This window comes from Microbacterium luteolum, assembly GCF_039533965.1.
Lineage (GTDB): Bacteria > Actinomycetota > Actinomycetes > Actinomycetales > Microbacteriaceae > Microbacterium > Microbacterium luteolum.
Genome location: NZ_BAAAUN010000001.1, coordinates 3,723,108 through 3,744,292 on the forward strand (window position 1 = coordinate 3,723,108; position 21,185 = coordinate 3,744,292).

Here is a 21,185-nt window from a genome sequence, read left to right on the forward strand (position 1 = left end):
ACCACCGGAAAGAAACCACAGAGAAAGAAGGAACATCATGAACACCATTCCCACGCTGGATCGTCGTCGCGCGGCGAACCTCTTCGGCGACGACACCGGAGCAGCGACCGCCGAGTACGCGATCACGACCATGGCCGCCGTGGCCTTCGCGGGACTGCTCGTCGTGATCATGAGGTCGGACGAGGTGCGCGGCATCCTCACCGACCTCGTCCGTCGAGCGCTGACAGTGTCGTGAGGGCGACGCGCACGACCCCGCGTCTGGGAGAGGAGCGCGGTTCGGTGGCGGCCGAGCTCGCGCTCGCGCTCCCGGCCGTCCTCCTCGCCCTCCTCCTGGGCGCCGGCGCCCTCGGCGCGGCCTCCCTGCAGGTCGCCCTGCAGGATGCGGTGGCGGATGCCGCCCGGCTCCTCGGCCGCGGTGAGGGGGCGGATGCCGCGGAAGGGGTGGTCGGGCGCGCTGTTCCGGGGGCAGCGGTCTCGTCCTCCGGATCCGGCGACCTCGTCTGCGTCACCGCATCGATCGACGTGTCGCTCGGCGCCGTCGTCCGTCTGCCGCTGCGAGCATCGAGCTGCGCGCTCGACGGAGGCCGCTGATGGCAGGCACGGCGCTCGCGGCCGGCCTCCTCACGGTCGCGGCGGCGCTCTCCCTCGGACTCGCCGCCGTCGGCGGGGCGGCGGTGACGGCTCAGCGCGCGGCCGGTGCGGCTGACGCCGCCGCGCTCGCCGCCGCCGACGCGGCCAGCGGTGCCGTGCCGTCCGCCGATGACCCGTGCGAACTCGCGGCGCGGGTGGCGGGAGCCTCCGGAGCCGCCCTCACCGGCTGCGTCGTGAACGGCTTCGTGGCGACCGTGGAGGTGCAGGCGGCGTACGCTGGTCTGGCTGCCGTCTCCCGCGCCCGTGCCGGGCCACCCGAGGGTCACTGACGGCGGCGCGACCTCACTCACTGTGAACGACCCCACACAGTGGTGTGTATGGTGTGCTTCGAAGAAAGGACGCCCCCTTGGCTGAAGGCAAGAAGCTCGTCATCGTCGAGTCCCCGACGAAGATGCGGTCTATTCAGGGATACCTCGGCGACGGCTATGAGGTGCTCAGCTCCGTCGGCCATATCCGCGACCTCGCTGACAAGAAGGACATCCCAGCCGCGGATAAAGAGGCCTACGGGAAGTACTCGATCGACATCGAGAACGGCTTCGACCCCTATTACGTCGTCTCCGATCGCAAGACGAAGACCGTCGCCGAGCTCAAGCGCGCGCTGAAGACCGCCGACGAACTCCTGCTCGCCACTGATGAGGACCGCGAAGGCGAGGCGATCGCCTGGCACCTGCTGGAGACCCTGAAGCCCAAGGTCCCGGTCAAGCGCATGGTCTTCCATGAGATCACCAAGGACGCCATCCAGGCCGCGGTCGGCAACACCCGCGAGCTCGACCACGACCTCGTCGACGCGCAGGAGACCCGCCGCATCCTCGACCGCCTCTATGGCTGGGACGTCTCGCCGGTGCTCTGGTACAAGGTCAAGACCGGTATCTCCGCGGGGCGCGTGCAGTCCGCCGCCACCCGCCTGATCGTCGACCGCGAGCGCGAGCGCATGGCGTTCACCTCCGCCGAGTACTGGGACGTCGATGCCGCCGCCGCAGCGACCGGCACGTCCTTCAAGATCCGTCTCGTCCGGGTCGACGGCGGGCAGCTCGCCCGCGGCACCGACTTCGACGACACCGGAAAGCTCAAGAAGGCCGTCGTCATCCTCGACGAGGCCACGGCCGCCGCTCTCGCGCAGGCAGTCGACGCCGCAGGCTCCGGCACCGTCACCAAGGTCGAGGCGAAGCCCGGTACTCGCAGCCCCTATGCGCCGTTCACGACCTCGACCATGCAGCAGGAAGCCGGCCGCAAGCTCTCGATGGGTGCGAAGCAGGCGATGGGCGTCGCCCAGCGTCTGTACGAGAAGGGCTACATCACCTATATGCGCACCGACTCCACGGCGCTGAGCACCCAGGCGGTGCAGGCGGCGCGGAGCCAGGCGGTCGCGCTCTACGGCGACGCCGCGGTGCCGCTGAAGCCGCGCGTCTACAAGTCGAAGAGCAAGAACGCGCAGGAGGCCCACGAGGCGATCCGTCCCTCGGGTGAGAACTTCCGGACGCCGGCATCCCTCTCCAGCGAACTCGACCGCGACGAGCAGCGCCTCTACGACCTCATCTGGAAGCGCACCGTCGCCAGCCAGATGGCCGACGCGAAGTACGAGACGACGACCGTGACGATCGCCGTCGACACCTCGGCAGAGCTCAAGGGGCAGGGTGCCGCCCAGCTCGCCGAGTTCACGGCATCCGGCACCGTCTACACCTTCAAGGGCTTCCTCGAGGCCTACGAAGAGGGGCGCGACGAGAAGCGGGGCGACGCTGATGCGGCCGAGAACCAGTCCCTGCCCGCCGTCGCCGTCGGCGACGCGCTCGCCGTCTCGGATGCCGAGGCCAAGGGGCACCGCACCACGCCCAAGCCCCGGTACACCGAGGCCTCGCTCGTCAAGGTGCTCGAGGAGAAGGGCATCGGTCGTCCGTCGACCTTCGCCTCGATCCCCGAGACGATCCTCGATCGCGGATACGCGGTCAAGCGCGGCCAGGCACTCGTCCCCACCTGGCTCGCCTTCAGCGTCGTGCGTCTGCTCGAGGAGCACTTCGCCGCGCTCGTCGACTACGATTTCACGGCGGCGCTCGAAGACGACCTCGACACCATCGCCCGCGGCGAGCAGAACCGGGTGGAATGGCTCAAGTCGTTCTACTTCGGATCCGAGAACCGCACCGGCCTCCGTCAGGTCGTCGACAACCTCGGCGAGATCGACGCCCGCGCGCTGAACTCGACGCGCATCACCGACACCGCCACGCTCCGCTTCGGCAAGTACGGCCCCTACCTCGAGGTCGCCGACCCGGAGAACCCCGAGGCCAAGCCGCGCATCGTCAACGTGCCGGAGGATCTCGCACCCGACGAGCTCACGCAGGCGAAGGCGCAGGAGCTCATCGACGCTCCCGTCGCCGGCGACCGCGTGCTGGGGGAGAACCCCGAGAACGGCAAGATCATCGTCGTCAAGGACGGACGATTCGGTCCGTACGTGCAGGAGAACGACCCCGTGTCGGACGATGCTGCCGTCGACGAGTCGACCGGGGAGGTCGTCGAGGCCCCCAAGCCGAAGCGGGGGGCCAAGAAGGAGACGGCGCCCAAGCCTCGCACCGGATCGCTGTTCCGCTCGATGTCGGTCGATTCGATCGATCTCGAGACCGCGCTGCAGCTGCTGAGCCTCCCGCGCGTCGTCGGCACCGATCCGGAGTCGGGCGAGGAGATCACGGCCCAGAACGGCCGGTTCGGTCCCTATCTGAAGAAGGGCACGGACTCGCGTTCGCTCGAGAGCGAGTCGCAGATCTTCGACGTCACGCTCGAGCAGGCGCTCGAGATCTACGCGCAGCCGAAGTACGGCGCAGGGCGCCGGGCATCGAGCGCGCTCGCGGAGTTCGAGGCCGACCCGGTCAGCGGCAAGCCGATCCGCATCCGCGACGGCCGCTTCGGCGCGTACGTGACGGACAGCGAGACCAACGTCACGATCCCGCGCGGACAGAAGGTCGAGGACATCACGTTCGAGATCGCCGTGCAGATGCTGGCCGACAAGCGCGCGAAGGGCCCGGCTCCCAAGCGCGGCGCCAAGAAGCCCGCAGCGAAGAAGGCTCCCGCGAAGAAGCCGGCGGCGAAGACCGCCGCGGCGAAGAAGACGACCACGGCAGGGAAGACTGCCGCCAAGAAGACGGACGCCGCCACCTCGGCCGCGCGCTCGGCTGCGGCGAAGAAGGCCGCCGCGACGCGTGCCGCGAACGCCGCAGCGAAGGCGGGCTCGTGACCTCAGGCCGCGGTGTGTGGATCACTCTCGAAGGCGGCGACGGCTCGGGCAAGACCACGCAGTCGAATCTGCTCGCCTCGTGGCTGACGGATGCCGGTCGTACCGTCGTCCGCACCCGCGAGCCCGGGGGGTCCGAGGTCGGTCAGCTGATCCGCGACATCGTGCTGCATCACCGCGGTGACATCGCGCCGCGTGCGGAGGCGCTGCTGTACGCCGCCGACCGGGCGCACCACGTCGCAACCGTGGTCCGGCCGGCCCTCGAACGCGGCGAGGTCGTGCTGCAGGATCGCTATCTCGACTCCTCGGTCGCGTACCAGGGCGCCGGCCGCGTGCTGGACGCGACCGAGATCCGCGACCTGTCGCTCTGGGCAGCCGAGGGGGCGCTCCCGGATCTCACGATCCTGCTCGACCTGGACCCCGGCGCGGCGCGCGTGCGCCTCGATTCCGCGGACAAGCCCTTCGACCGGCTGGAGGCGGAGCAGGTCGATTTCCACGCCCGCGTCCGCGACGCCTACCTGACGCTCGCCGCCGCGGAGCCCGAGCGATTCCTCGTGGTCGACGCCGCCGCATCCGCCGCCGACATCGCCGGGCTGATCCGCGCCCGTGTCGAGAGCCTGCTCGCCTCGCGCTGAACCACCGCCCGCGGGTCGCTGGTGACGCGTCGAGCCCGTGCCGCGGGCGTCGGTGCTCCCGATTAGGCTGAGGTCATGCCCCAGACCGTCGCCGCTCCGTTCCCATGGGCCGATGTGTGGGGACAGGACGCGGCGGTCGAGACGCTCCGCGCCGCAGCATCCGACCCAGCCGCGCTCTCGCACGCCTGGCTGATCACCGGTCCTCCCGGATCCGGCCGTTCGACGCTCGCGCACGCTTTCGCCGCCGCGCTGGTCGCCGACCGTCCGGACGACGAGGCGGCGATGCGCCAGGTGCTCGCCGGCACGCATCCCGATGTCACGGCGCTGCGCACCGACAAGGTCATCATCACGATCGCCGAGGCGCGCGCGCTCGTGGAGCGCTCGTACTTCGCGCCGTCGGCAGGACGATATCGGGTGATCGTCGTCGAAGACGCTGATCGCATGGTCGAGCGCACCTCGAACGTGCTGCTGAAAGCGCTCGAGGAGCCCCCGGAGCAGACCGTGTGGATCCTGTGCGCCCCGAGCGAGGCCGACCTGTTGCCGACCATCCGCTCCCGGGTGCGGTCGCTGCGGCTCCGTGAGCCCGACGTGGCCGACGTGGCGCGTCTGATCAGCCTGCGCACCGGCGCCGACGAGAAGATCGCTGAGCAGGCCGCCCGGCACGCGCAGCGTCACATCGGCATGGCACAGCGGCTCGCCACCGACGAATCGGCGCGCCGTCGGCGCGACGAGACCCTGCGCTCGGTCCTGGGCGTGCGCGGTGTCGGCGACGCTGTCGACGTGGCGGGCCGGATCATCCAGGCCGCCACCGAGGATGCGAAGGCCCTCACGGCCGAGCGCGACGCGACGGAGAGAGCCTCGATGCTCCGGACCGTGGGCATCGCCGAGGGGCAGCCCGTCCCGCCGGCTCTGCGCACGCAGCTCTCCGCTCTCGAGGACGACCAGAAGAAGCGCGCGACGCGCAGTCTGCGTGACGGCATCGACCGGGTGCTTACCGACCTCCAATCCCTGTTCCGCGACGTCGTCATGCTGCAGTTCGGCAGAGATGACGATCTGATCAACACCGAGCTGCGCGCCGAGCTGGCAGGCCTCGCGTCGGCCTGGCCGGAGACACGTACTCTTGTCGTACTTGACCACCTTGCCGAGACGCGGCAGTCGCTGGAGCGCAACGTCGCCCCGCTGCTCGCCCTGGAGAGCTTGCTCGTGACGATCACGAGCGGGAGGAAACCGTGAACAACCGATCGACTTCCCGCTTCCGCCGCGCCGCCGCGATCATCGCCGGCCTGGCCGCGGCATCCGTCGCCCTCTCCGGGTGTCTCTACGCGATGATCCCCGAGCAGGCGGCCCCGCGGCCGTCGACGACGAACGCACCCGACACCGAGGGCGTCGCCGAGGACCTGCTCCCGTTCTATTCGCAGACGCTGACGTGGACGACGTGCGGCACCGGCTTCGACTGCACCGACGTGACGGCGCCGCTCGACTGGGAGAATCCGAGTGCAGGGGAGATCACGCTCTCCGTGGTCCGCCACCAGGCCGAGGGCACCGCGATCGGCTCCCTGCTGACCAACCCGGGCGGACCCGGCGCCAGTGGCGTCGAGCTCATCCAGGGCAGCCTCGACTTCGCGGTGGGGGCCGACCTGATCGAGAACTACGACGTGATCGGCTTCGACCCTCGCGGTGTCGGCGCCTCCACGGCCGTGAAATGCTTCGACGCCGCCCAGATGGACGACTACCTCTACGGCATCCCCGACGCCCCGCGCGGGACGCCCGAGTGGGAGGCCGAGCTGCTGGAGTCGCACAAGGCGTTCGCCGATGCGTGCGATGCGAACAGCGCCGGCATCCTGCCTCACATCACGACGATCAACTCCGCGCGCGACATGGACCTGATCCGCGCGGTGCTCGGCGACAAGCAGTTGAACTACCTCGGCTACTCGTACGGCACCTTCCTCGGCGCGACCTACGCGAAGCTCTACCCTGAGAAGGCCGGCCGGCTCGTGCTCGACGGCGCGATCGATCCCGCCGTCCCGGGTCTCGAGGTCGGCGCCACTCAGGCGCTCGGCTTCGAATCGGCCCTGCGTGCCTACATGCAGAACTGCCTCGACTCCGGAAGCTGCCCGTTCAATGGCACGGTCGACGAGGCGATGGCCGACCTCGGAGCTCTGCTCGCGAGCGCCGACCGTACGCCGCTCAAGAACGGCGACGGACGCCTGATGGGCGCGGACGCGATGATGACCGCCATCATCGCCGCGCTGTACTCGGAAGACAGCTGGAGTTACCTCACCCAGGCGCTGGACGAGGCGCTGCAGGGCGACCCCACGACGGCCTTCCTGCTCGCCGACTTCTACAACGAGCGGGAGAACGGCGCCTACCTCAGCAACTCCTCCGAGGCGTTCCGTGCGTACAACTGCATGGACTACCCGGTCGAGGACGACCCCGAGGCCGAGGCCGCGATCACGAAGAAGATCGCCGAGGGCGCTCCGACGATCGCCCCGTACTGGAACGGTCCCGACTCCTGCTCCGTCTGGCCGTACCCGCCCACGGGCACGCGCGGCGAGATCAAGGCCGAGGGTGCGGGCCCGATCGTCGTCGTCGGCACGACGAACGACCCGGCGACCCCGTACGAGTGGTCCGAGTCGCTGGCGGACCAGCTGGAGGAGGGTGTTCTCATCACCCGCGTCGGCGAAGGTCACACGGGCTACAACAAGGGCAACTCCTGCGTCGATGACGCCGTGGAGGCCTTCCTGCTCGACGACGTCGTGCCCGAGGACGGTCTGCGCTGCGAGTGAGGCGGCCTCGATTCGCGACGAGCCGCGAGACAGGGTAATATCGGTGATCGTGCCGCTCACGCGTCGCACGCCGCCTTAGCTCAGTCGGCAGAGCATCTCACTCGTAATGAGAAGGTCGTCAGTTCGATTCTGACAGGCGGCTCCGAAGGCCCCGTGATGCGAAGAACATCACGGGGCCTTTCCCGTTCCTCACGGCGTACTCTCGAACCATGAGCAGAGCGCTTCTCATCGTCGACGTCCAGAACGACTTCACCGAGGGCGGCGCTCTCGCCGTCACGGGAGGCGACGCGGTGGCCTCCGCGGTGTCCGCGTTCCTGGCCGATCACGCGTCCGACTACGCGGTGATCATCGCGTCACGCGATTGGCACCATGCCGAGGGCGACAACGGCGGGCACTTCGCGGAGGAGCCGGACTTCGTCGACACGTGGCCGGTGCATTGCGTCGCCGGGACGGAGGGTGCGGAGTACGACCCCCTTCTCGCGACGGATGCCGTGACGCACCACGTGCAGAAGGGGCAGGGGGTTCCCGCGTATTCGATGTTCGAGGGGGTGGCCGACGACGGATCGACCGTGGGCGCGGTGCTGACGGACGCAGGTGTGGTCACCGCGGACGTCGTGGGGATCGCGACCGACCACTGCGTGCGGGCCACAGCTCTCGATGCGATCGCGCACGGCGTGCGGGTGCGCGTGTTCACGGATCTCGTGGCGGGCGTCGGCGCGGAATCCAGCGAAGCGGCTCTGGCGGAGCTCGCGCACGCGGGCGCGGAGCTCGTCGAGAGCGCGGACGCGTGAGCCGCAGCGTCCTTCTGCTGCGGGCCGTGAACGTGAGCGGGCGCAACAGCGTGCCGATGGCGCGACTGCGTGAGGTCCTGTCCGCCGAGACCGATCTCGAAGACGTCTCGACATACATCGCCAGCGGCAACATCATCTGCAAGACGCCGAAGAGGCCGGATGCCGCCTGCGCCGCCGTGCGGAAGGCGATCGTGGCGGAGTTCGGTGTCGACACCCCCGTGATCCACCGCCGTCATGCGGAGCTCGTGGCATCCGAGAAGGCTCAGCCGTTTCCCGACGGCGAGGAGAAGTTCGTGCATGCCATGTTCCTCGAGGGCGCCTGCCGGCCGGGCGCTGTCGAGGGGCTGGAGGAGAGGCTCCTGCCCGATGAGCGTCTCGTGCTCATCGGCGACGACCTCTGGATCGACTACGGCAGCGGGGGAGTGCACTCGACCAAGCTGACCAAGGCGGTGCTCGACCGCGCCCTCGGCGTCGCTGGGACCGCGCGCAACCTCCGCACGGTCCGGAAGCTCATCGAGCTGACCGCCTGAGCGCAGCGGGTGCGGCGATCTCGGCGCTGAGCGCGGAGGGCGGCGTCTGGAGGTGCGGCTGCACATCGACGCGCCGCACGGAGCACTCGGCGCACCGCACGTAGAGCACGACGCCTTCGCTCGTCGGGTGGCGCGACTCCACGAGCCATGCGTGCTCGTGTGTTGCCGTGGGCTGGGGGATGCGGGGGATCGGACGGGTGTGCAGTGCGGTCATGTATCCAGCGTGATGTAATGCTCTTATGCATCTCAACCCTTACGGCGAGTACGCCGTCCTGCTGGCGGCATCCCTCGCCAACGACTGGCCGGAAGACCGCGCCGGAATCGAGGAGCGCACGCTGGAACTCGGGATGACGCAGACCTTCCCGCCGGCGCCCGATGACCACGAGCAGATCCGGGCTGTCATCGACGAGTGGCTCAAGATCGTCGACGAACCGGATGCCGACGCGCGAGCCGACCTGCTCAACGCGGAGCTCGCGGCGGCGGCCGCCTACCCGCGGCTGACGAACCACGATGGCGAAGGATGGCACCTCCACTACCGCGACGATGTGAGATCGCTGCCCTACGTTCTCCGGGCGATCATCAACCTCGGCACCTCGCTGCACCTCGTCACACGCGGGATGAGCAGGCTGGGCCGCTGCCAGGCGCCGCCGTGCACCAACGTGGTGGCGGACGTGACGCGGAACGGTCGTCAGCGCTTCTGCTCGGTGCGCTGCGCGAACCGAGCTGCCGTCCGGCGGCATCGGGCCCGAGGCGCCTGACCTGCGGATCAGGCCGTCTGGCCGGCGTGCTTCCCCTCGCCGATCTCCTCGACGACCTTCGCGTTGAAGGCCGGAAGGTCGTCCGGGGTGCGGCTGGAGACCAGTCCCTCGTCGACGACGACCTCCTCGTCGACCCAGGTCGCCCCGGCGTTGCGGAGGTCGGTCTGCAGGCTGGGGTAGCTGGTGAGGGTGCGGCCGTCGACGACACCGGCCTCGATGAGGATCCAGGCGCCATGGCAGATCACGCCCACCGGCTTGTGCTGCTCGAAGAAGGCGCGGGCGAGCGCGATCGAGGGCTTGTCCATGCGCAGGTGGTCGGCGTTCACGACGCCGCCGGGGAGCACGAGCGCATCGAACTGCTCGGCGGTCGCATCCGTGGACGTGAGATCCACCGACTGCTCATGACCGTTCTTGCCGGTGATCCTGCCGCTCTCCGGGGCGATCAGGGTCGCGCTCGCTCCCTCGGCGGTCACGGCGTCCCACGGGCTGGTCAGCTCGCTGTCCTCGAATCCGTCTGTCGCCAGGAATGCCACTCGGCTGCCGGAGAGAGTCATCGTTCGTCCTTTCGTGGGAGTGTCGTCCCCGGGTTCTCGGGGACGACACGACCCTCTCGCGGAGTGCGCAGATGGTGAAGGGGGTGGTCGAACGGCGACGGCGGTGATACAAGCGGGGCGAGCCGGTGTGAGCGGCTCAGGCCAGGTATCGCCCCAACGCCCCCAGCAGTCCGCGCGTTCCTTCCTCGCGCCCGACGCCGTCGGCCCAGAACCGGTCGAAGAAGACGCCGTGCTCGATGTGCGTGAAGCGGGTTCCCTCATCGATCGGCTCGAACTCCAACGACGCCAAGGATGTCGACATGTGCACCCCGTCGATCCACATGTCGTACGTGGTGACGATGCGGACGTGCTCGACGATGTCGGTGTACGTGGCTTCGTAGCGCGACACCGGACGGTCGTGGAAGGCGCTCTCGGCGATGTCGCGCCCGCCGACGCGGAAGTCGAACGCCCACTCGCGCGCCTTCATCGACGAACCGGCACCCCACCAGCGGAGCTTCTCCTGCTCGACGGCGAAGGCGTCCCAGACGCGCTCGACGCCGGCGGGGTAGTCGCGGGTCAGGGTGAATCCGGAGCGTGCGAGTCGGCGTTCTGTCGTCATCGGTCGTCCCGACGCGTCAGGGTGACGTGGATCTCACCGCTCTCGGCGACCTCCGTCGTCACGGTGTGGGTGAGATCGAAGCCGCGCAGATCGTCCCACAGCCGGTTGCCCCGACCGAGGAAGATCGGCGCGACCATGAGGTGCAGGTCGTCGACCAGGCCCGCGCGCAGGAACTCCCGCGCTGTGCGGTATCCGCCGCCGATGCGCACGTCCAGACCGCCCGCGGCCTCTGTCGCCTCGGCGAGCACGTCTTCGATCGCCGCGTCGCGGAAGTGGAAGGTCGTGCCGCCGTCCATGGGGATCGACGGGCGAGGGGCGGAGTGGGTGAGGACGTACACCGGGGTGCCGAAGGGCGGGGTGTCGCCCCACCAGCCCTTCCAGTCCGGGTCGTCGGGGAAGGTGTGCAGGCCGAACATCCCCGCGCCCATGATCTCGGCACCGATGCCGTCGAAGAACGCTGCGGCGTAACGATCGTCGACGCCGGTCGTTCCGGCGCCGCTGGTGTCACCGAAGATCTTCGCGCGGAAGGTGCGGGTCGCCGCGTACGCGGCCGTGAGACGGCCCCAGTCCTCGCCCATGGGGTTCTCGGGCGTCGGCGTCGGGTCGGCGGGCGTGTAGCCGTCCAGCGATGTGAACAGAGCCATGCGAACGCGGGTCATGTCAGTTCTCCTTGGGAGTGGTGAGGGCGAGATGGATGCCGAGGCGGTCGGCCTGGTTCTCGGCGGGCGTGCGCTGCTCGCCGAGCCACAGGTGCAGCACGTCGAGTGCGCCCGGTCGCAGAGTCACGGTGCGGATGCGGCCGTGCTTCTCCGAGTCGACCACTCCCGCATCTTCGAGGATGCGGAGGTGCTGCATGAGCGACGGCAACGCCATCGCGAACGGTTCCGCGAGCTCGGAGACGACCGCGGGCGACTTCGCCAGCCGTTCGACGACAGCGCGACGCGTCGGGTCCGCGAGAGCGCGGAGCACGGCGTCGACGTCATCGTGATACTTAGGCATTTACCTAACTGTAGTCCGCGGAGTCGACGTCGGCAAGAGTCGATCTCATCGCGGATGCCGACGGCGACATGGACGCGCTGTCGATCGACGTCAGCGTCAGGGAGAGCGTTCGTCGCTCGATCCCCGTCGCCGGTCGCCGTGCCAGAAAGCTGCGGTGGGCCCCGTGGGGCTCGAACCCACGACCCGCGGATTAAAAGTCCGATGCTCTGCCAACTGAGCTAGAGGCCCCTCGCCTCAAGTGTAGTGCGCACAGAAGGGGCCGCCGGTGAACACCATCACCGGCGGCCCCTTCTCCTTCTCACGTTCCTCCCCCGAGACGAGAGAAGGTCGCTTGCCGGGAAATCCACACCCGGCAGGTTGTGTCCCTGATTACATCGGGGGCATCAGAACCGTGTCGATGAGGTACACGGTCGCGTTGGCGGTCTGGACGCCACCGCAGATGACGGTCGAGGTTCCGTTGACCATCAGGTCGTCACCGCTGCCGGTGACCTCGAGGTCGGCGCCCTGCACGGTGGTGTGCATGCCGGCGATCTCGTCGGGCGCGATCTGGCCGGGGACCACGTGGTACGTCAGGATCGAGCTCAGCAGTGCGCTGTCGGTCTTGAGCGTCTCGATGGTGGCGGGGTCGATCTTCGCGAAGGCGTCATCCACCGGTGCGAAGACGGTGAACTCGTCTCCGTTGAGCGTGTCGACGAGGTTCACGTCCGGGTTGAGCTGACCGCTCACCGCGGCGACGAGCGTCTTGAGCAGCGGGTTGTTGGAGGCGGCCACGGCGACCGGGTCCTTCGACATGCCCTCGACCGAGCCTGCGCCGTCCGGGACGGCCTCGGCGTACGCGGAGCAGCCTGCTCCGACGAGGTTGGCGGCCGGGTCCATCGCCTCGGTCGTCGGCTCGGCGGACTCCGACGTCATCGGCTCCGACGACTCTTCGGCGGGGGCGGTGCCGGTCGAACATGCGGAGAGCAGGAACGCTCCGGCAAGCGTCAGGGTGAGTGCTGCGGTGACCTTCTTCTTGGTGCTGAACATCTCGAGCTCCTTCAGAAACTTCAGCCACGGCCTCTCCGTGGCGTCGACATCTGTTCGGAGCCCCGTCGGTATCGGATGGGAGAAATCTCAGAATCGTTCGGATCCGATACCTCGATCCGCAGAATCACGGGAGAAATTCCCTCACGATCGGGTGACGTCTGCACGGGAATAGGGGGGAGATGCGGCATGCTGGAGGGGATGGTCATCGACGGAATGGACGTGCCCGAGGACGGGACGGCGAGAGACGCGGTCGCCGCACTCCTCGTCCGCGTCGCCGACGGGGATCAGCGTGCTTTCGCCGAGCTCTACGACACTCTCTCCTCGCGCGTGTTCGGGCTGATCCTGCGTGTGCTCGTGAACCGCTCGCAGAGTGAAGAGGTGCTGCAGGAGGTCTTTCTCGAGATCTGGCAATCCGCTTCGCGCTTCGCTCCGAACAGAGGTCAAGGACGAGCATGGGTGATGACCATCGCACATCGCCGGGCCGTGGACAGGGTGCGTGCATCCCAGTCCAGTGCGGACCGTGATGTGCGTGCGGGACTGAGGGACATCGGCGTGGCGCACGACAGTGTGGCAGAGCAGGTGGAACTCGGGATCGACGGCGAGAAGGTCGTCGAAGCACTCACGGAGCTGCCGGACGTGCAGCGAGAAGCGCTCGTGCTCGCGTATTACGGCGGTTACAGTCAGAACGAGATTTCGGTGCTCGTGGGAGCACCATTGGGGACGATCAAGACAAGGATGCGGGACGGGCTCACCCGTCTCCGGTCAGCCATGGGGGTGACAGCATGAACGAGCAGGAGTTCGCGGAACTCGCGGCAGGCGCCGCCCTGAACGCGTTGTCGCCCGACGACGCCCGTCGATTCGACGACGCTCTCGTCGCGCACCCCGAGTGGCGAGCCATCGCCGAAGCGGATGCCGAGACGGCTGACCTCCTGTCCGGCTCCGTCGCGCCCGTATCCCCGCCTCCCGGCATTCGTGCCGCCCTCCTCGCCCAGATCGCGGCGACGCCCCAGAACGGCGAGCCGACGACCGGCACGGGGCCGACGAGCCCCGACGTCCTCGCCGACGAGCGACCGCGGGTGGACGAACCGTCACCGAGCGATCCTGACGAGGCTCGCGCCTCTGCACCGAAGCGCCGCTGGACCCGCACCGTGTTCGCGCTCGCCGCCTGCCTCGCCGTGCTGGTGGGTGTCGGGATCGGCGCCGTCGCGCTCAACGGCCAGCTCAACCGCCCGGCATCCGTCGTCGCACTGGAGCAGATCCAGTCGGCATCCGACGCCGAGCAGGCATCCGTGGAGCTTCCCTCCGGAGGAAAGGCGACCGCGCATTGGTCGGCGTCCGCCGGAGCAGCCGTGCTCGTCACCGACGGTGTGCCCGCCCCTGCCGACGGCAAGACCTATGAGCTCTGGTACGTCCGCGGCGACGACGCGATCCCCGCCGGCGTGTTCGACGTCGAGGACGGTCGCGCGACCGCGGCACTCGAAGGAGACATGCACGCGGGCGATGTGATCGCGGTCACGGTCGAGCAGGCCGGGGGATCCCCCTCGGGCACGCCGACCTCCGACCCGGTCATCGTCATCCCCACGGCCTGATCGGCTGCGATCGCGGGTAGCCTGGTTCGATGCCCGAGCAGCATCACCGTCCCATCCGTCGACCGACGAGTGCCTTCGACAACATCGTCGGCGCGCACGATCCCGCCGAGGAGACGCGCGTGGCGCACGCGACGGCATCCGCTCTGCTCACGCGGGTGCGGGCCGACGAGAGCGGGGCGAGCGCCGAGCGTCTGGTCGCGTTCACGGCCGAGCACGGCATCGACGAGATCGCGGAGCTGTGGTCCAAAGCCCCCTCGCGCACGCTGCCCGGCGCTCTCTGGAGGCTGTACGTGCTGCAGCTGGCGATCCATGGCGACCCGCAGACGGCAGCGCTGCTGTACGAGCGCGGACGCGTCGAGCTGCCGTCGGCCGACGCCGTGATCGCGGGTGCTCCGGCGCCGGCGGAACCCGACGAGCTCGTCGCGCTCATCGACACGATCCTGCGGGGGGCCTTCCGCGGGGACTTCGCGGTCGCACTCGACCGTGCCGCCGCCTTCTGCCGCGTGCAGGCGTCCGGTGCGACCCACACGGCCGACGACTACGAGCCGACCGAGCCCGCGCGGGCGAGCGAGCTGACGACGCGGGCCCTGCGCCTCAGCAGCTATGCGCAGGATCTGTCGGCCTCCGCGGTGCTCTGGCGCACGGGCTCCCTGGCCTGACCGCGAGCCGGACAGAGAAAGACCGGGCCGCAAGAACGCCTCTCGGCGGAAGGCCGCTCAAAGCGGCAAAAATTGGAGCCCGGGGTTATGCGGCCCGGCCGTTCAATTATAACGCGAGACCTCCATGGGTATTCCCTGACCGTAGGCTCGAGTCATGAACCGGCGCTTCGCACTGATGATCGATCCCGTCGCGGCCGATGAGGCCCGCCCCGACTTCGCTGACACCTTCACGGCGGTGGATGCCGCGGCTCCCGCCTTGAGCGTGGGCGAGCTGAGCACGCAGCGAGGTGACGGCGTCTTCGAGTCCATCGGCGTGATCGACGGCCATGCGCAGGAGGTGGTCCCGCACCTGGAACGGCTCGCGCACTCGGCGCGGCTGTGCGACCTTCCGGAGCCGAATCTGCCGCAGTGGCGACAGGCGATCGACCAGGCGGCGTCGCGGTGCGGAGAGGGCGAAGCGGTGATCAAGCTCATCCTCAGCCGCGGCGTCGAGCACGGTCCGACCCCGACCGCGTGGGTTACCGCGTCTCCGGCATCCGACTTCTCGCGCGTGCGCGCCGAGGGTGTCCGCGTCGTCACGCTGGACCGGGGCTACGACCTCGGCGCCGCAGAACGTGCACCATGGCTGCTGCTCGGCGCGAAGACCCTCTCGTATGCGGTGAACATGGCGGCGCTCCGGGAGGCTCACCGCCGCGATGCGGACGATGCGATCTTCCTCTCCAGCGACGGCTTCGTGCTCGAGGCGCCGACCGCCTCCCTCATCCTCCGCTTCGGCGACCGCTTCGTGACACCGGCGCCGAACGGCGGCATCCTGCACGGCACCACTCAGCTCAGCGTCTACGAGCACCTCGCGGCTCGCGGCTTCGAGGTCGGATACGACCGCATCCCGGCATCCGATCTTCCCCGCGCTGACGCCGCGTGGCTCGTGTCGAGCGTTCGACTCGCTGCCGCGATCACGGCCATCGACGGGGCCGCGCTGCCCGTGGACCAGGCTCTGACCGACGAGGTGAACGCCTACCTCCTGTCCCCGCGGGACTGACGAGGGACCTCGCACGGAGCAGTGCCGGCACACCTTCGGAGATCCGTCTCGACACGCCAAGAGCGCGTGATCTCAAGCGGCGTGGCGGCGCCGGGCTCCGAAGTCGTGCACGGAAGGCGGATGCTGACGCGGACTTCGCTCACGAGCGAGTCGACATCGTCGTGACGATCGCTCGTTCCACGAGGTCCCAGTCGTGGACGATCATCGCATAGTCGAACCGCAGCGTGACGTGTCCCCAGAGCGCCGCGTTGGCGTCTCGAACGAGGTCCTTGTGCCGGAGAGCTGCGGATTCGTGGTTCGCTCGCCCGTCGGCTTCGATGATCAGCCACCCCTCGATGAGGAGGTCGACGCGGCCCGTGCCGATGATCGACGCCTGCGTGCGGATGATCCAGCCAAAGGCCCGCAATCTCAACCGCACCAACGATTCGAGCCCGCTGTCCGAGTCAGGCCGCGAGAAGTCCACCAGCTCACGGCCGCTCCGGTTCAGCCTCGCCCGCAGCGATCGAAGCCCGGACGCATCGATCAGGCCCTGTCGGCGTGCAGACTCGAGCGCGACGAAGAATCGCTCTCGCCCTCGGCACCGGAACAGCTGCAACAGCACGCGGGGAACGGAGGGGAGACCGAACCCGGGTCGCCGCGGGGCATCGTCCCAATGCGCGACACAGGTGCACGGCTTCTCTTCGTGGCGATACTGATGGCGGTCTCCGTGCATCCACACGTGCAGCTTCGGCACGTCGAGCACCCAGAGACCCAGGTGTCGGGCTGCGGACTCGCACCCGAGCGCGCCGCCGTGTGCGGCCGCCGACACGACGTCAGCGCATGCGTCCGCACTGGCGTAGACACCGCGCCGCACGTGTGAGAGGCGACCGAGTCGAACCTGCCGCTCGATCTCGCTCCGCCTCATCGTCTGACGTAGTTCGCCGTAGGTCCATACCTGGTCGCCGTCCACCGTGCACATCGATCGAGGATGCCTGGCGCGCAGCATCCGTCTCTGCCGCCCATCCGCGATCTGCGGAGAACTTCACGTACGTCGCCGCGGTGCAGACCGAGTCATCTCGGGCACGACTTCGGAGATCCGTGCAGGAAACCCCGCAGAACGGATGCAGCTGCCGGGGTGTCATCTCGAAACTCCGAAGTCGTGCGGGGCCAGAGCGGACCACGCAGCCGAAGTGGAAACGCGAGGGCCCGGAGACCGAAGTCCCCGGGCCCTCGTCACGGTTGACGTCTCAGCTCACCCGAAGCGGCCGGAGACGTAGTCCTCGGTCGCCTGCACGGTCGGGGTGGTGAAGATCGACGTGGTGTCGTCGTACTCGATGAGCTTGCCCGGCTTGCCGGTGCCGGCGATGTTGAAGAACGCGGTCTTGTCCGAGACCCGCGAAGCCTGCTGCATGTTGTGCGTGACGATGACGATCGTGAACTCGTTCTTCAGCTCGCCGATCAGCTCCTCGATCGCGTAGGTCGAGATCGGGTCGAGCGCCGAGCACGGCTCGTCCATCAGCAGCACCTCGGGCGACACGGCGATGGCGCGTGCGATGCACAGTCGCTGCTGCTGGCCGCCGGACAGACCGGAGCCGGGTCGGTCGAGACGGTCCTTGACCTCGTTCCAGAGGTTCGCGCCGGTGAGCGACTTCTCGACGAGCGCGTCCTGATCGCTCTTCGACATGCGGCTGTTGTTGAGCTTCACGCCAGCCAGCACGTTCTCCTTGATCGACATCGTGGGGAACGGGTTCGGACGCTGGAAGACCATGCCGACCTGCCGGCGCACGAGCACCGGGTCGACACCGGGACCGTAGAGGTCCTTCCCGTCGAGGAGGACCTCGCCCTCGACGCGGGCGCCGGGGATGACCTCGTGCATGCGGTTGAGCGTGCGGAGGAAGGTGGACTTGCCGCAGCCGGAGGGGCCGATGAATGCGGTCACGCTGCGGGGCTGGATGTCGAGCGACACCCCTTCGACCGCGAGGAAGCTGCTGTAGTAGACGTTGAGGTCGTTGACTTCGATGCTCTTGGACACGTGGGTTCCTGTTCTGAGTGGTCGGGCGCTCAGCGGCCGGACATCTTCGGTGCGAACAGCTTCGCGATGAGACGCGCGAGCAGGTTCAGCACCATGACGATGAGGATGAGGGTGAGCGCGGCGGCCCAGGCGCGGGCGACGGCCGCGTCCGGGTTCGTGCCCTGGTTCATGTACTGGTTGTAGGCGAACACCGGGAGGGTCATCATCTGACCGTCGAAGATGTTCGTGTTCATGCTCTGGGTGAAGCCGGCGGTGAGCAGCAAGGGGGCGGTCTCGCCGATGACTCGGGAGATGGCCAGCATGATCGAGGTCGTGATGCCGGCGATCGACGTCGGCAGCACCACCTTGAGGATCGTGAGCCATTTCGGCACACCCAGGGCGTACGACGCCTCGCGCAGCTCGTTCGGGACGATCTTCAGCAGCTCCTCGCTGCCGCGCACGACGACCGGGGTCATCAGCACGGCCAGGGCGAGCGCACCCATGAATCCCATCGAGATGCCGGGACCGATCAGCACGGCGAACACGGCGTAGATGAACAGACCGGCGACGATCGAGGGGATGCCGGTCATGACATCGACGAAGAACGTGATGCCCTTGGCGAGCTTCCCGCGCCCGTACTCGACCAGGTAGATCGAGGTCATGAGCCCGATCGGCACCGAGATGACCGTCGCGGTGAGCGTGATCAGCACCGTTCCCCAGATGGCGTGCACGATGCCGCCGCCGTCGCCGATCACGTTGCGCATCGAGTAGCTGAAGAACTCGGCGTCGAATCGCTCGATGCCGTTCGCGACGACGGTCCACAGCAGCGAGATCAGCGGCAGCAGCGCGATCAGGAACGCGGTGGCGACCAGGGCGGTCATCAGGCGGTCGACCGCCTTGCGGCGGCTCTCGACGATCGAGGAGATCACGGTGATGATCACCATGTAGAGCAGGATGCCGACGATCACGGTGCCGGCGATGTTGAAGTCCGCCAGATCCGCGCCCGCGGCGGCCACGCCGAAGACGGCGGCCGAGATGACGAAGGACCCCCCGAGGAGCGCCCACGGCGCCCACTTCGGCAGTCGGCCGGAGGTGAGGACCGCGGTGTGCGGTGTGACAGGAGCAGCGGTGAGGGTGGTCATGTCAGTTCGCTCCCGAGAACTCGGCGCGGCGGGCGACGATCCAGCGCGCCAGCGCATTGACCGCGAAGGTCACGACGAAGAGGATGAGGCCGGTGGCGATGAGGGTGTTGACGCCCGTGTCGTGGGCCTCGGGGAAGGCGAGCGCGATGTTCGCGGGGATGGGCGTCGGGTTCGTCGAGGTGAGGACGAGGAAGCTGACGACCGCGGAGGGGGAGAGGACCATGGTCACGGCCATGGTCTCGCCGAGTGCACGTCCGAGGGCGAGCATGGCTGCGGAGACCATGCCGCCGCGGGCGAACGGCAGGACCGCCATCCGCACCATCTCCCAGCGCGTGGATCCGAGCGCGAGAGCGGCTTCCTCGTGCAGCTTCGGAGTCTGCAGGAAGACCTCACGGCAGATCGCGGTCATGATCGGGATGCACATCACGGCGAGCACGAGCGCCGCGGTGAGGATGGTCTTGCCGGTCGAGGAGACCTGGCCCTGGAAGAACGGGACCCAGGCGGCGTTCGTGTTCAACCAGGCGTAGATCGGCTGCAGGAGCGGCGCGAGCACCAGACCGCCCCAGAGGCCGAAGACCACGGAGGGGACGGCGGCGAGCAGGTCGATGATGTAGCCGAGGAACGCGGCCAGACGCCGGTGGGCGTAGTGCGAGATGAACAGCGCGATGCCGATCGCGATCGGAGCGGCGATGAGCAGCGCGATGAACGAGGCCCACAGCGTGCCGAAGACGAGCGGCCCCACGTATGTCCAGAAGGACTCGCCGCGGAGGATGTGGTTGTCGCTCGTGTCGAGCTGGAACGCGGGGATGCTCTGGATGACGAGGAAGGCGGCGACGAGCACCAGGACGATGAGGATGACCACCCCCGCCCCGAGCGCGGTGCCGGAGAAGACCCGGTCGCCGAGTCGCTGCTTGGCCTTGATCGGTGCGGGCGGCGCCTTGGTCGGTGCCGGAGTCGGCGCCTGCGCGGTCGTGCTCATGATCTCCCTGTTTCGGGCCGGGTCGAGATGGAGCGGGTGCTGACCCGGCGGAGCCCCCGCGTCCGATCGGGACGCGGGGGCACCGCCATCAGCGGGTGGGCGGGATCAGCCGACCTGGATCAGGTCGATCGCGGCGAGCACCTGCTCGCGCAGACCCTCCGAGATCGGTGCGCTGCCGGCGTTGTCGGCAGCGGCGTTCTGACCGTCCTCGCTCGCGATGTAGGTGAAGTACTCCTTCACGAGCTCGGCGACGTTGGTGTCCTCGTACTGCTCGCAGCCGATGAGGTAGCTGACCAGCGCGATCGGGTAGGCGCCGTCCGCGGCGGATGCCGGGTCGACGTCGAAGACGAGGTCGGCCTTGCCGCGGCCCTCGACCAGCGGCGAGCCCTCGACGAGCTTCGCGGCGGCCTCGGACGAGTAGGCGACGAAGTCCTCGCCGACGCCCACGTGGACCTGGCCGAGGTCGCCGACCTGCGACGCGTCCGCGAAGCCGATCGCACCGTTGCCGGCGCCGATGGCCTGGACGACACCCGAGGTGCCCTGAGCGGCCTCGCCGCCCTGGATCGGCCAGACGTCGGCCGGCTCGTAGGTCCAGACGTCACCCGCGGTGGCGCTGAGGTACTTGGTGAAGGTCTCCTGCGTGCCGGAGGGGTCGGAGCGGTGGACCGGCGAGATGGCCAGGTCGGGGAGCTTGACGCCGTCGTTCAGGGCGGCGATCTCCGGAGCGTTCCAGTTGGTGATCGTGCCGGCGAAGATGCCCGCGATGGTGGCGGCATCCAGGTTCAGGGTGTCGACGCCCTCGAGGTTGAACGCGACCGCGACGGGGGAGATGTAGAGCGGGACCTCGACGATGTCGTCGGTCGTGCAGGCGCCGAAGCCGCCGGCGGCGATCTCTTCGTCGTTGAACGCGCGGTCGGAGCCGATGAAGTTGCTGCCGCCCTCGAGGAAGTTCTCACGACCCGTGCCGGAGCCGGTGGGCTCGTAGTTGACCGTGACGTCGGGGTTCGCGGTCTGGAACGCGGCGACCCAGGCCTCCTGGGCGGCGGTCTGCGAGGACGCGCCGGTCGCGTCGATGGTGCCGGAGAGCGTGGACTCCGAGGGCTCGTCGCTGGAGCCGCCGGTGCCGCCTTCGTTCGCGGCACAGCCGGCGAGTGCGAGAGCGGCGACGGCGCCGATGGCGCCGATTCGTGCGATTCGGGAGATCTTCACTGTGGATCCTTCGATCTTGGAGGGTGGGGCCCG

General features: G+C 68.7%; 25 protein-coding genes and 2 tRNA genes. 15 read left to right on the forward strand and 12 right to left on the reverse strand.

Annotation, left to right across the window (positions count from 1 at the left end; translation table 11 throughout):
* The first annotated feature begins 37 nt into the window (after window positions 1-37).
* The 10 genes from ABD648_RS18090 (at window position 38) to ABD648_RS18135 (ending at window position 8,610) form a co-directional block, all read left to right on the forward strand.
* Window positions 38-235, forward strand: coding sequence for a DUF4244 domain-containing protein (locus ABD648_RS18090; protein WP_282216324.1), 198 nt, complete (start codon window positions 38-40; stop codon window positions 233-235).
* A 44-nt stretch (window positions 236-279) separates the two neighbouring features.
* On the forward strand, window positions 280-591 hold the full coding sequence (locus tag ABD648_RS18095) for a TadE family type IV pilus minor pilin (protein ID WP_282216325.1): 312 nt from the start codon (window positions 280-282) through the stop codon (window positions 589-591).
* Window positions 591-920: a helicase gene (locus ABD648_RS18100; protein WP_282216326.1), complete on the forward strand. Its 330-nt coding sequence runs from the start codon at window positions 591-593 to the stop codon at window positions 918-920. Before ABD648_RS18095 ends, ABD648_RS18100 begins: the two co-directional genes overlap by 1 nt.
* Window positions 921-997: 77 nt before the next feature.
* Window positions 998-3,871 carry a type I DNA topoisomerase gene (gene topA / locus ABD648_RS18105; protein ID WP_282216327.1) on the forward strand — a complete coding sequence of 958 codons (2,874 nt, stop codon included), beginning with the start codon at window positions 998-1,000 and terminating at the stop codon, window positions 3,869-3,871.
* Window positions 3,868-4,503 carry a dTMP kinase gene (tmk, locus tag ABD648_RS18110; protein WP_282216328.1) on the forward strand — a complete coding sequence of 212 codons (636 nt, stop codon included), beginning with the start codon at window positions 3,868-3,870 and terminating at the stop codon, window positions 4,501-4,503. Before topA ends, tmk begins: the two co-directional genes overlap by 4 nt.
* A gap of 75 nt (window positions 4,504-4,578) precedes the next feature.
* The gene (locus ABD648_RS18115; protein ID WP_282216329.1) at window positions 4,579-5,736 is read left to right on the forward strand and encodes a DNA polymerase III subunit delta'; all 1,158 of its coding nucleotides are present in this window, start codon (window positions 4,579-4,581) and stop codon (window positions 5,734-5,736) included.
* Entirely contained in the window at window positions 5,733-7,289 is a 1,557-nt protein-coding gene (locus ABD648_RS18120) for an alpha/beta hydrolase (protein ID WP_282216330.1), read from the forward strand. Before ABD648_RS18115 ends, ABD648_RS18120 begins: the two co-directional genes overlap by 4 nt.
* 69 nt (window positions 7,290-7,358) lie before the next feature.
* Window positions 7,359-7,431 (forward strand) — tRNA-Thr (locus ABD648_RS18125).
* A gap of 67 nt (window positions 7,432-7,498) precedes the next feature.
* The gene (locus tag ABD648_RS18130; protein ID WP_282216331.1) at window positions 7,499-8,080 is read left to right on the forward strand and encodes an isochorismatase family protein; all 582 of its coding nucleotides are present in this window, start codon (window positions 7,499-7,501) and stop codon (window positions 8,078-8,080) included.
* A complete protein-coding gene (locus tag ABD648_RS18135; RefSeq protein WP_282216332.1) occupies window positions 8,077-8,610 on the forward strand; it encodes a DUF1697 domain-containing protein in 534 nt (177 codons plus the stop codon). The genes ABD648_RS18130 and ABD648_RS18135 overlap by 4 nt, the downstream gene beginning before the upstream one ends.
* On the opposite strand, the gene ABD648_RS18140 is transcribed toward ABD648_RS18135, so the two are convergent.
* Complete coding sequence (locus ABD648_RS18140; RefSeq protein ID WP_282216333.1) at window positions 8,591-8,824, reverse strand: hypothetical protein; 234 nt, start codon at window positions 8,822-8,824, stop codon at window positions 8,591-8,593. The two genes, ABD648_RS18135 and ABD648_RS18140, sit on opposite strands and share 20 nt — an antisense overlap.
* A 25-nt stretch (window positions 8,825-8,849) precedes the next feature.
* Between ABD648_RS18140 and ABD648_RS18145 the strand changes: the two genes are divergently transcribed.
* Complete coding sequence (locus tag ABD648_RS18145; protein ID WP_282216334.1) at window positions 8,850-9,368, forward strand: CGNR zinc finger domain-containing protein; 519 nt, start codon at window positions 8,850-8,852, stop codon at window positions 9,366-9,368.
* Between the two features lie 8 nt (window positions 9,369-9,376).
* On the opposite strand, the gene ABD648_RS18150 is transcribed toward ABD648_RS18145, so the two are convergent.
* From ABD648_RS18150 to ABD648_RS18175, 6 genes are all read right to left on the reverse strand, one after another.
* Complete coding sequence (locus tag ABD648_RS18150) at window positions 9,377-9,922, reverse strand: type 1 glutamine amidotransferase domain-containing protein (protein WP_282216335.1); 546 nt, start codon at window positions 9,920-9,922, stop codon at window positions 9,377-9,379.
* Window positions 9,923-10,058: 136 nt separating this feature from the next.
* Window positions 10,059-10,520, reverse strand: a complete 462-nt coding sequence (locus ABD648_RS18155) for an SRPBCC domain-containing protein (RefSeq protein WP_282216336.1) — start codon at window positions 10,518-10,520, stop codon at window positions 10,059-10,061.
* Window positions 10,517-11,179, reverse strand: coding sequence for a dihydrofolate reductase family protein (locus ABD648_RS18160; RefSeq protein WP_282216337.1), 663 nt, complete (start codon window positions 11,177-11,179; stop codon window positions 10,517-10,519). The genes ABD648_RS18155 and ABD648_RS18160 overlap by 4 nt, the downstream gene beginning before the upstream one ends.
* Window position 11,180: 1 nt before the next feature.
* Window positions 11,181-11,519, reverse strand: coding sequence for an ArsR/SmtB family transcription factor (locus ABD648_RS18165; RefSeq protein ID WP_282216338.1), 339 nt, complete (start codon window positions 11,517-11,519; stop codon window positions 11,181-11,183).
* Window positions 11,520-11,674: 155 nt separating this feature from the next.
* Window positions 11,675-11,747: transfer RNA gene (locus ABD648_RS18170), tRNA-Lys, on the reverse strand.
* Between the two features lie 141 nt (window positions 11,748-11,888).
* Entirely contained in the window at window positions 11,889-12,545 is a 657-nt protein-coding gene (locus tag ABD648_RS18175; protein WP_282216339.1) for a fasciclin domain-containing protein, read from the reverse strand.
* Between the two features lie 186 nt (window positions 12,546-12,731).
* On the opposite strand from ABD648_RS18175, the gene sigK reads away from it, so the two are divergent.
* From sigK to ABD648_RS18195, 4 genes are all read left to right on the forward strand, one after another.
* Complete coding sequence (sigK, locus tag ABD648_RS18180) at window positions 12,732-13,331, forward strand: ECF RNA polymerase sigma factor SigK (RefSeq protein ID WP_282216340.1); 600 nt, start codon at window positions 12,732-12,734, stop codon at window positions 13,329-13,331.
* Window positions 13,328-14,134: an anti-sigma factor gene (locus ABD648_RS18185; RefSeq protein ID WP_282216341.1), complete on the forward strand. Its 807-nt coding sequence runs from the start codon at window positions 13,328-13,330 to the stop codon at window positions 14,132-14,134. The genes sigK and ABD648_RS18185 overlap by 4 nt, the downstream gene beginning before the upstream one ends.
* A gap of 29 nt (window positions 14,135-14,163) precedes the next feature.
* Complete coding sequence (locus ABD648_RS18190; protein WP_282216342.1) at window positions 14,164-14,793, forward strand: DNA-directed RNA polymerase subunit beta; 630 nt, start codon at window positions 14,164-14,166, stop codon at window positions 14,791-14,793.
* A 154-nt stretch (window positions 14,794-14,947) separates the two neighbouring features.
* Window positions 14,948-15,832 carry an aminodeoxychorismate lyase gene (locus tag ABD648_RS18195; protein ID WP_282216343.1) on the forward strand — a complete coding sequence of 295 codons (885 nt, stop codon included), beginning with the start codon at window positions 14,948-14,950 and terminating at the stop codon, window positions 15,830-15,832.
* Window positions 15,833-15,971: 139 nt separating this feature from the next.
* Here the strand turns inward: ABD648_RS18195 and ABD648_RS18200 are convergent, their stop codons facing one another.
* From ABD648_RS18200 to ABD648_RS18220, 5 genes are all read right to left on the reverse strand, one after another.
* Complete coding sequence (locus ABD648_RS18200) at window positions 15,972-16,250, reverse strand: DUF559 domain-containing protein (protein WP_344709681.1); 279 nt, start codon at window positions 16,248-16,250, stop codon at window positions 15,972-15,974.
* Between the two features lie 813 nt (window positions 16,251-17,063).
* Window positions 17,064-17,843 carry a phosphate ABC transporter ATP-binding protein PstB gene (gene pstB / locus ABD648_RS18205; RefSeq protein ID WP_282216345.1) on the reverse strand — a complete coding sequence of 260 codons (780 nt, stop codon included), beginning with the start codon at window positions 17,841-17,843 and terminating at the stop codon, window positions 17,064-17,066.
* Between the two features lie 29 nt (window positions 17,844-17,872).
* Complete coding sequence (gene pstA / locus ABD648_RS18210; protein ID WP_282216346.1) at window positions 17,873-18,964, reverse strand: phosphate ABC transporter permease PstA; 1,092 nt, start codon at window positions 18,962-18,964, stop codon at window positions 17,873-17,875.
* Window position 18,965: 1 nt separating this feature from the next.
* A complete protein-coding gene (gene pstC / locus ABD648_RS18215) occupies window positions 18,966-19,943 on the reverse strand; it encodes a phosphate ABC transporter permease subunit PstC (protein WP_282216347.1) in 978 nt (325 codons plus the stop codon).
* 105 nt (window positions 19,944-20,048) lie between these two features.
* Window positions 20,049-21,152: a phosphate ABC transporter substrate-binding protein PstS gene (locus tag ABD648_RS18220; protein WP_282216348.1), complete on the reverse strand. Its 1,104-nt coding sequence runs from the start codon at window positions 21,150-21,152 to the stop codon at window positions 20,049-20,051.
* Window positions 21,153-21,185: the final 33 nt, after the last annotated feature.

Excerpts from the sequence above, each read along its gene's own strand:
- ABD648_RS18090 (WP_282216324.1), top strand. The coding sequence starts at position 38 with ATGAACACCATTCCCACGCTGGATCGTCGTCGCGCGGCGAACCTCTTC.
- ABD648_RS18100 (WP_282216326.1), top strand. The coding sequence starts at position 591 with ATGGCAGGCACGGCGCTCGCGGCCGGCCTCCTCACGGTCGCGGCGGCG.
- ABD648_RS18115 (WP_282216329.1), top strand. The coding sequence starts at position 4,579 with ATGCCCCAGACCGTCGCCGCTCCGTTCCCATGGGCCGATGTGTGGGGA.
- ABD648_RS18130 (WP_282216331.1), top strand. The coding sequence starts at position 7,499 with ATGAGCAGAGCGCTTCTCATCGTCGACGTCCAGAACGACTTCACCGAG.
- ABD648_RS18140 (WP_282216333.1), bottom strand. The coding sequence starts at position 8,824 with ATGACCGCACTGCACACCCGTCCGATCCCCCGCATCCCCCAGCCCACG.
- ABD648_RS18145 (WP_282216334.1), top strand. The coding sequence starts at position 8,850 with ATGCATCTCAACCCTTACGGCGAGTACGCCGTCCTGCTGGCGGCATCC.
- ABD648_RS18150 (WP_282216335.1), bottom strand. The coding sequence starts at position 9,922 with ATGACTCTCTCCGGCAGCCGAGTGGCATTCCTGGCGACAGACGGATTC.
- ABD648_RS18155 (WP_282216336.1), bottom strand. The coding sequence starts at position 10,520 with ATGACGACAGAACGCCGACTCGCACGCTCCGGATTCACCCTGACCCGC.
- ABD648_RS18160 (WP_282216337.1), bottom strand. The coding sequence starts at position 11,179 with ATGACCCGCGTTCGCATGGCTCTGTTCACATCGCTGGACGGCTACACG.
- ABD648_RS18165 (WP_282216338.1), bottom strand. The coding sequence starts at position 11,519 with ATGCCTAAGTATCACGATGACGTCGACGCCGTGCTCCGCGCTCTCGCG.
- ABD648_RS18175 (WP_282216339.1), bottom strand. The coding sequence starts at position 12,545 with ATGTTCAGCACCAAGAAGAAGGTCACCGCAGCACTCACCCTGACGCTT.
- sigK (WP_282216340.1), top strand. The coding sequence starts at position 12,732 with ATGCTGGAGGGGATGGTCATCGACGGAATGGACGTGCCCGAGGACGGG.
- ABD648_RS18185 (WP_282216341.1), top strand. The coding sequence starts at position 13,328 with ATGAACGAGCAGGAGTTCGCGGAACTCGCGGCAGGCGCCGCCCTGAAC.
- ABD648_RS18190 (WP_282216342.1), top strand. The coding sequence starts at position 14,164 with ATGCCCGAGCAGCATCACCGTCCCATCCGTCGACCGACGAGTGCCTTC.
- ABD648_RS18195 (WP_282216343.1), top strand. The coding sequence starts at position 14,948 with ATGAACCGGCGCTTCGCACTGATGATCGATCCCGTCGCGGCCGATGAG.
- pstA (WP_282216346.1), bottom strand. The coding sequence starts at position 18,964 with ATGACCACCCTCACCGCTGCTCCTGTCACACCGCACACCGCGGTCCTC.
- pstC (WP_282216347.1), bottom strand. The coding sequence starts at position 19,943 with ATGAGCACGACCGCGCAGGCGCCGACTCCGGCACCGACCAAGGCGCCG.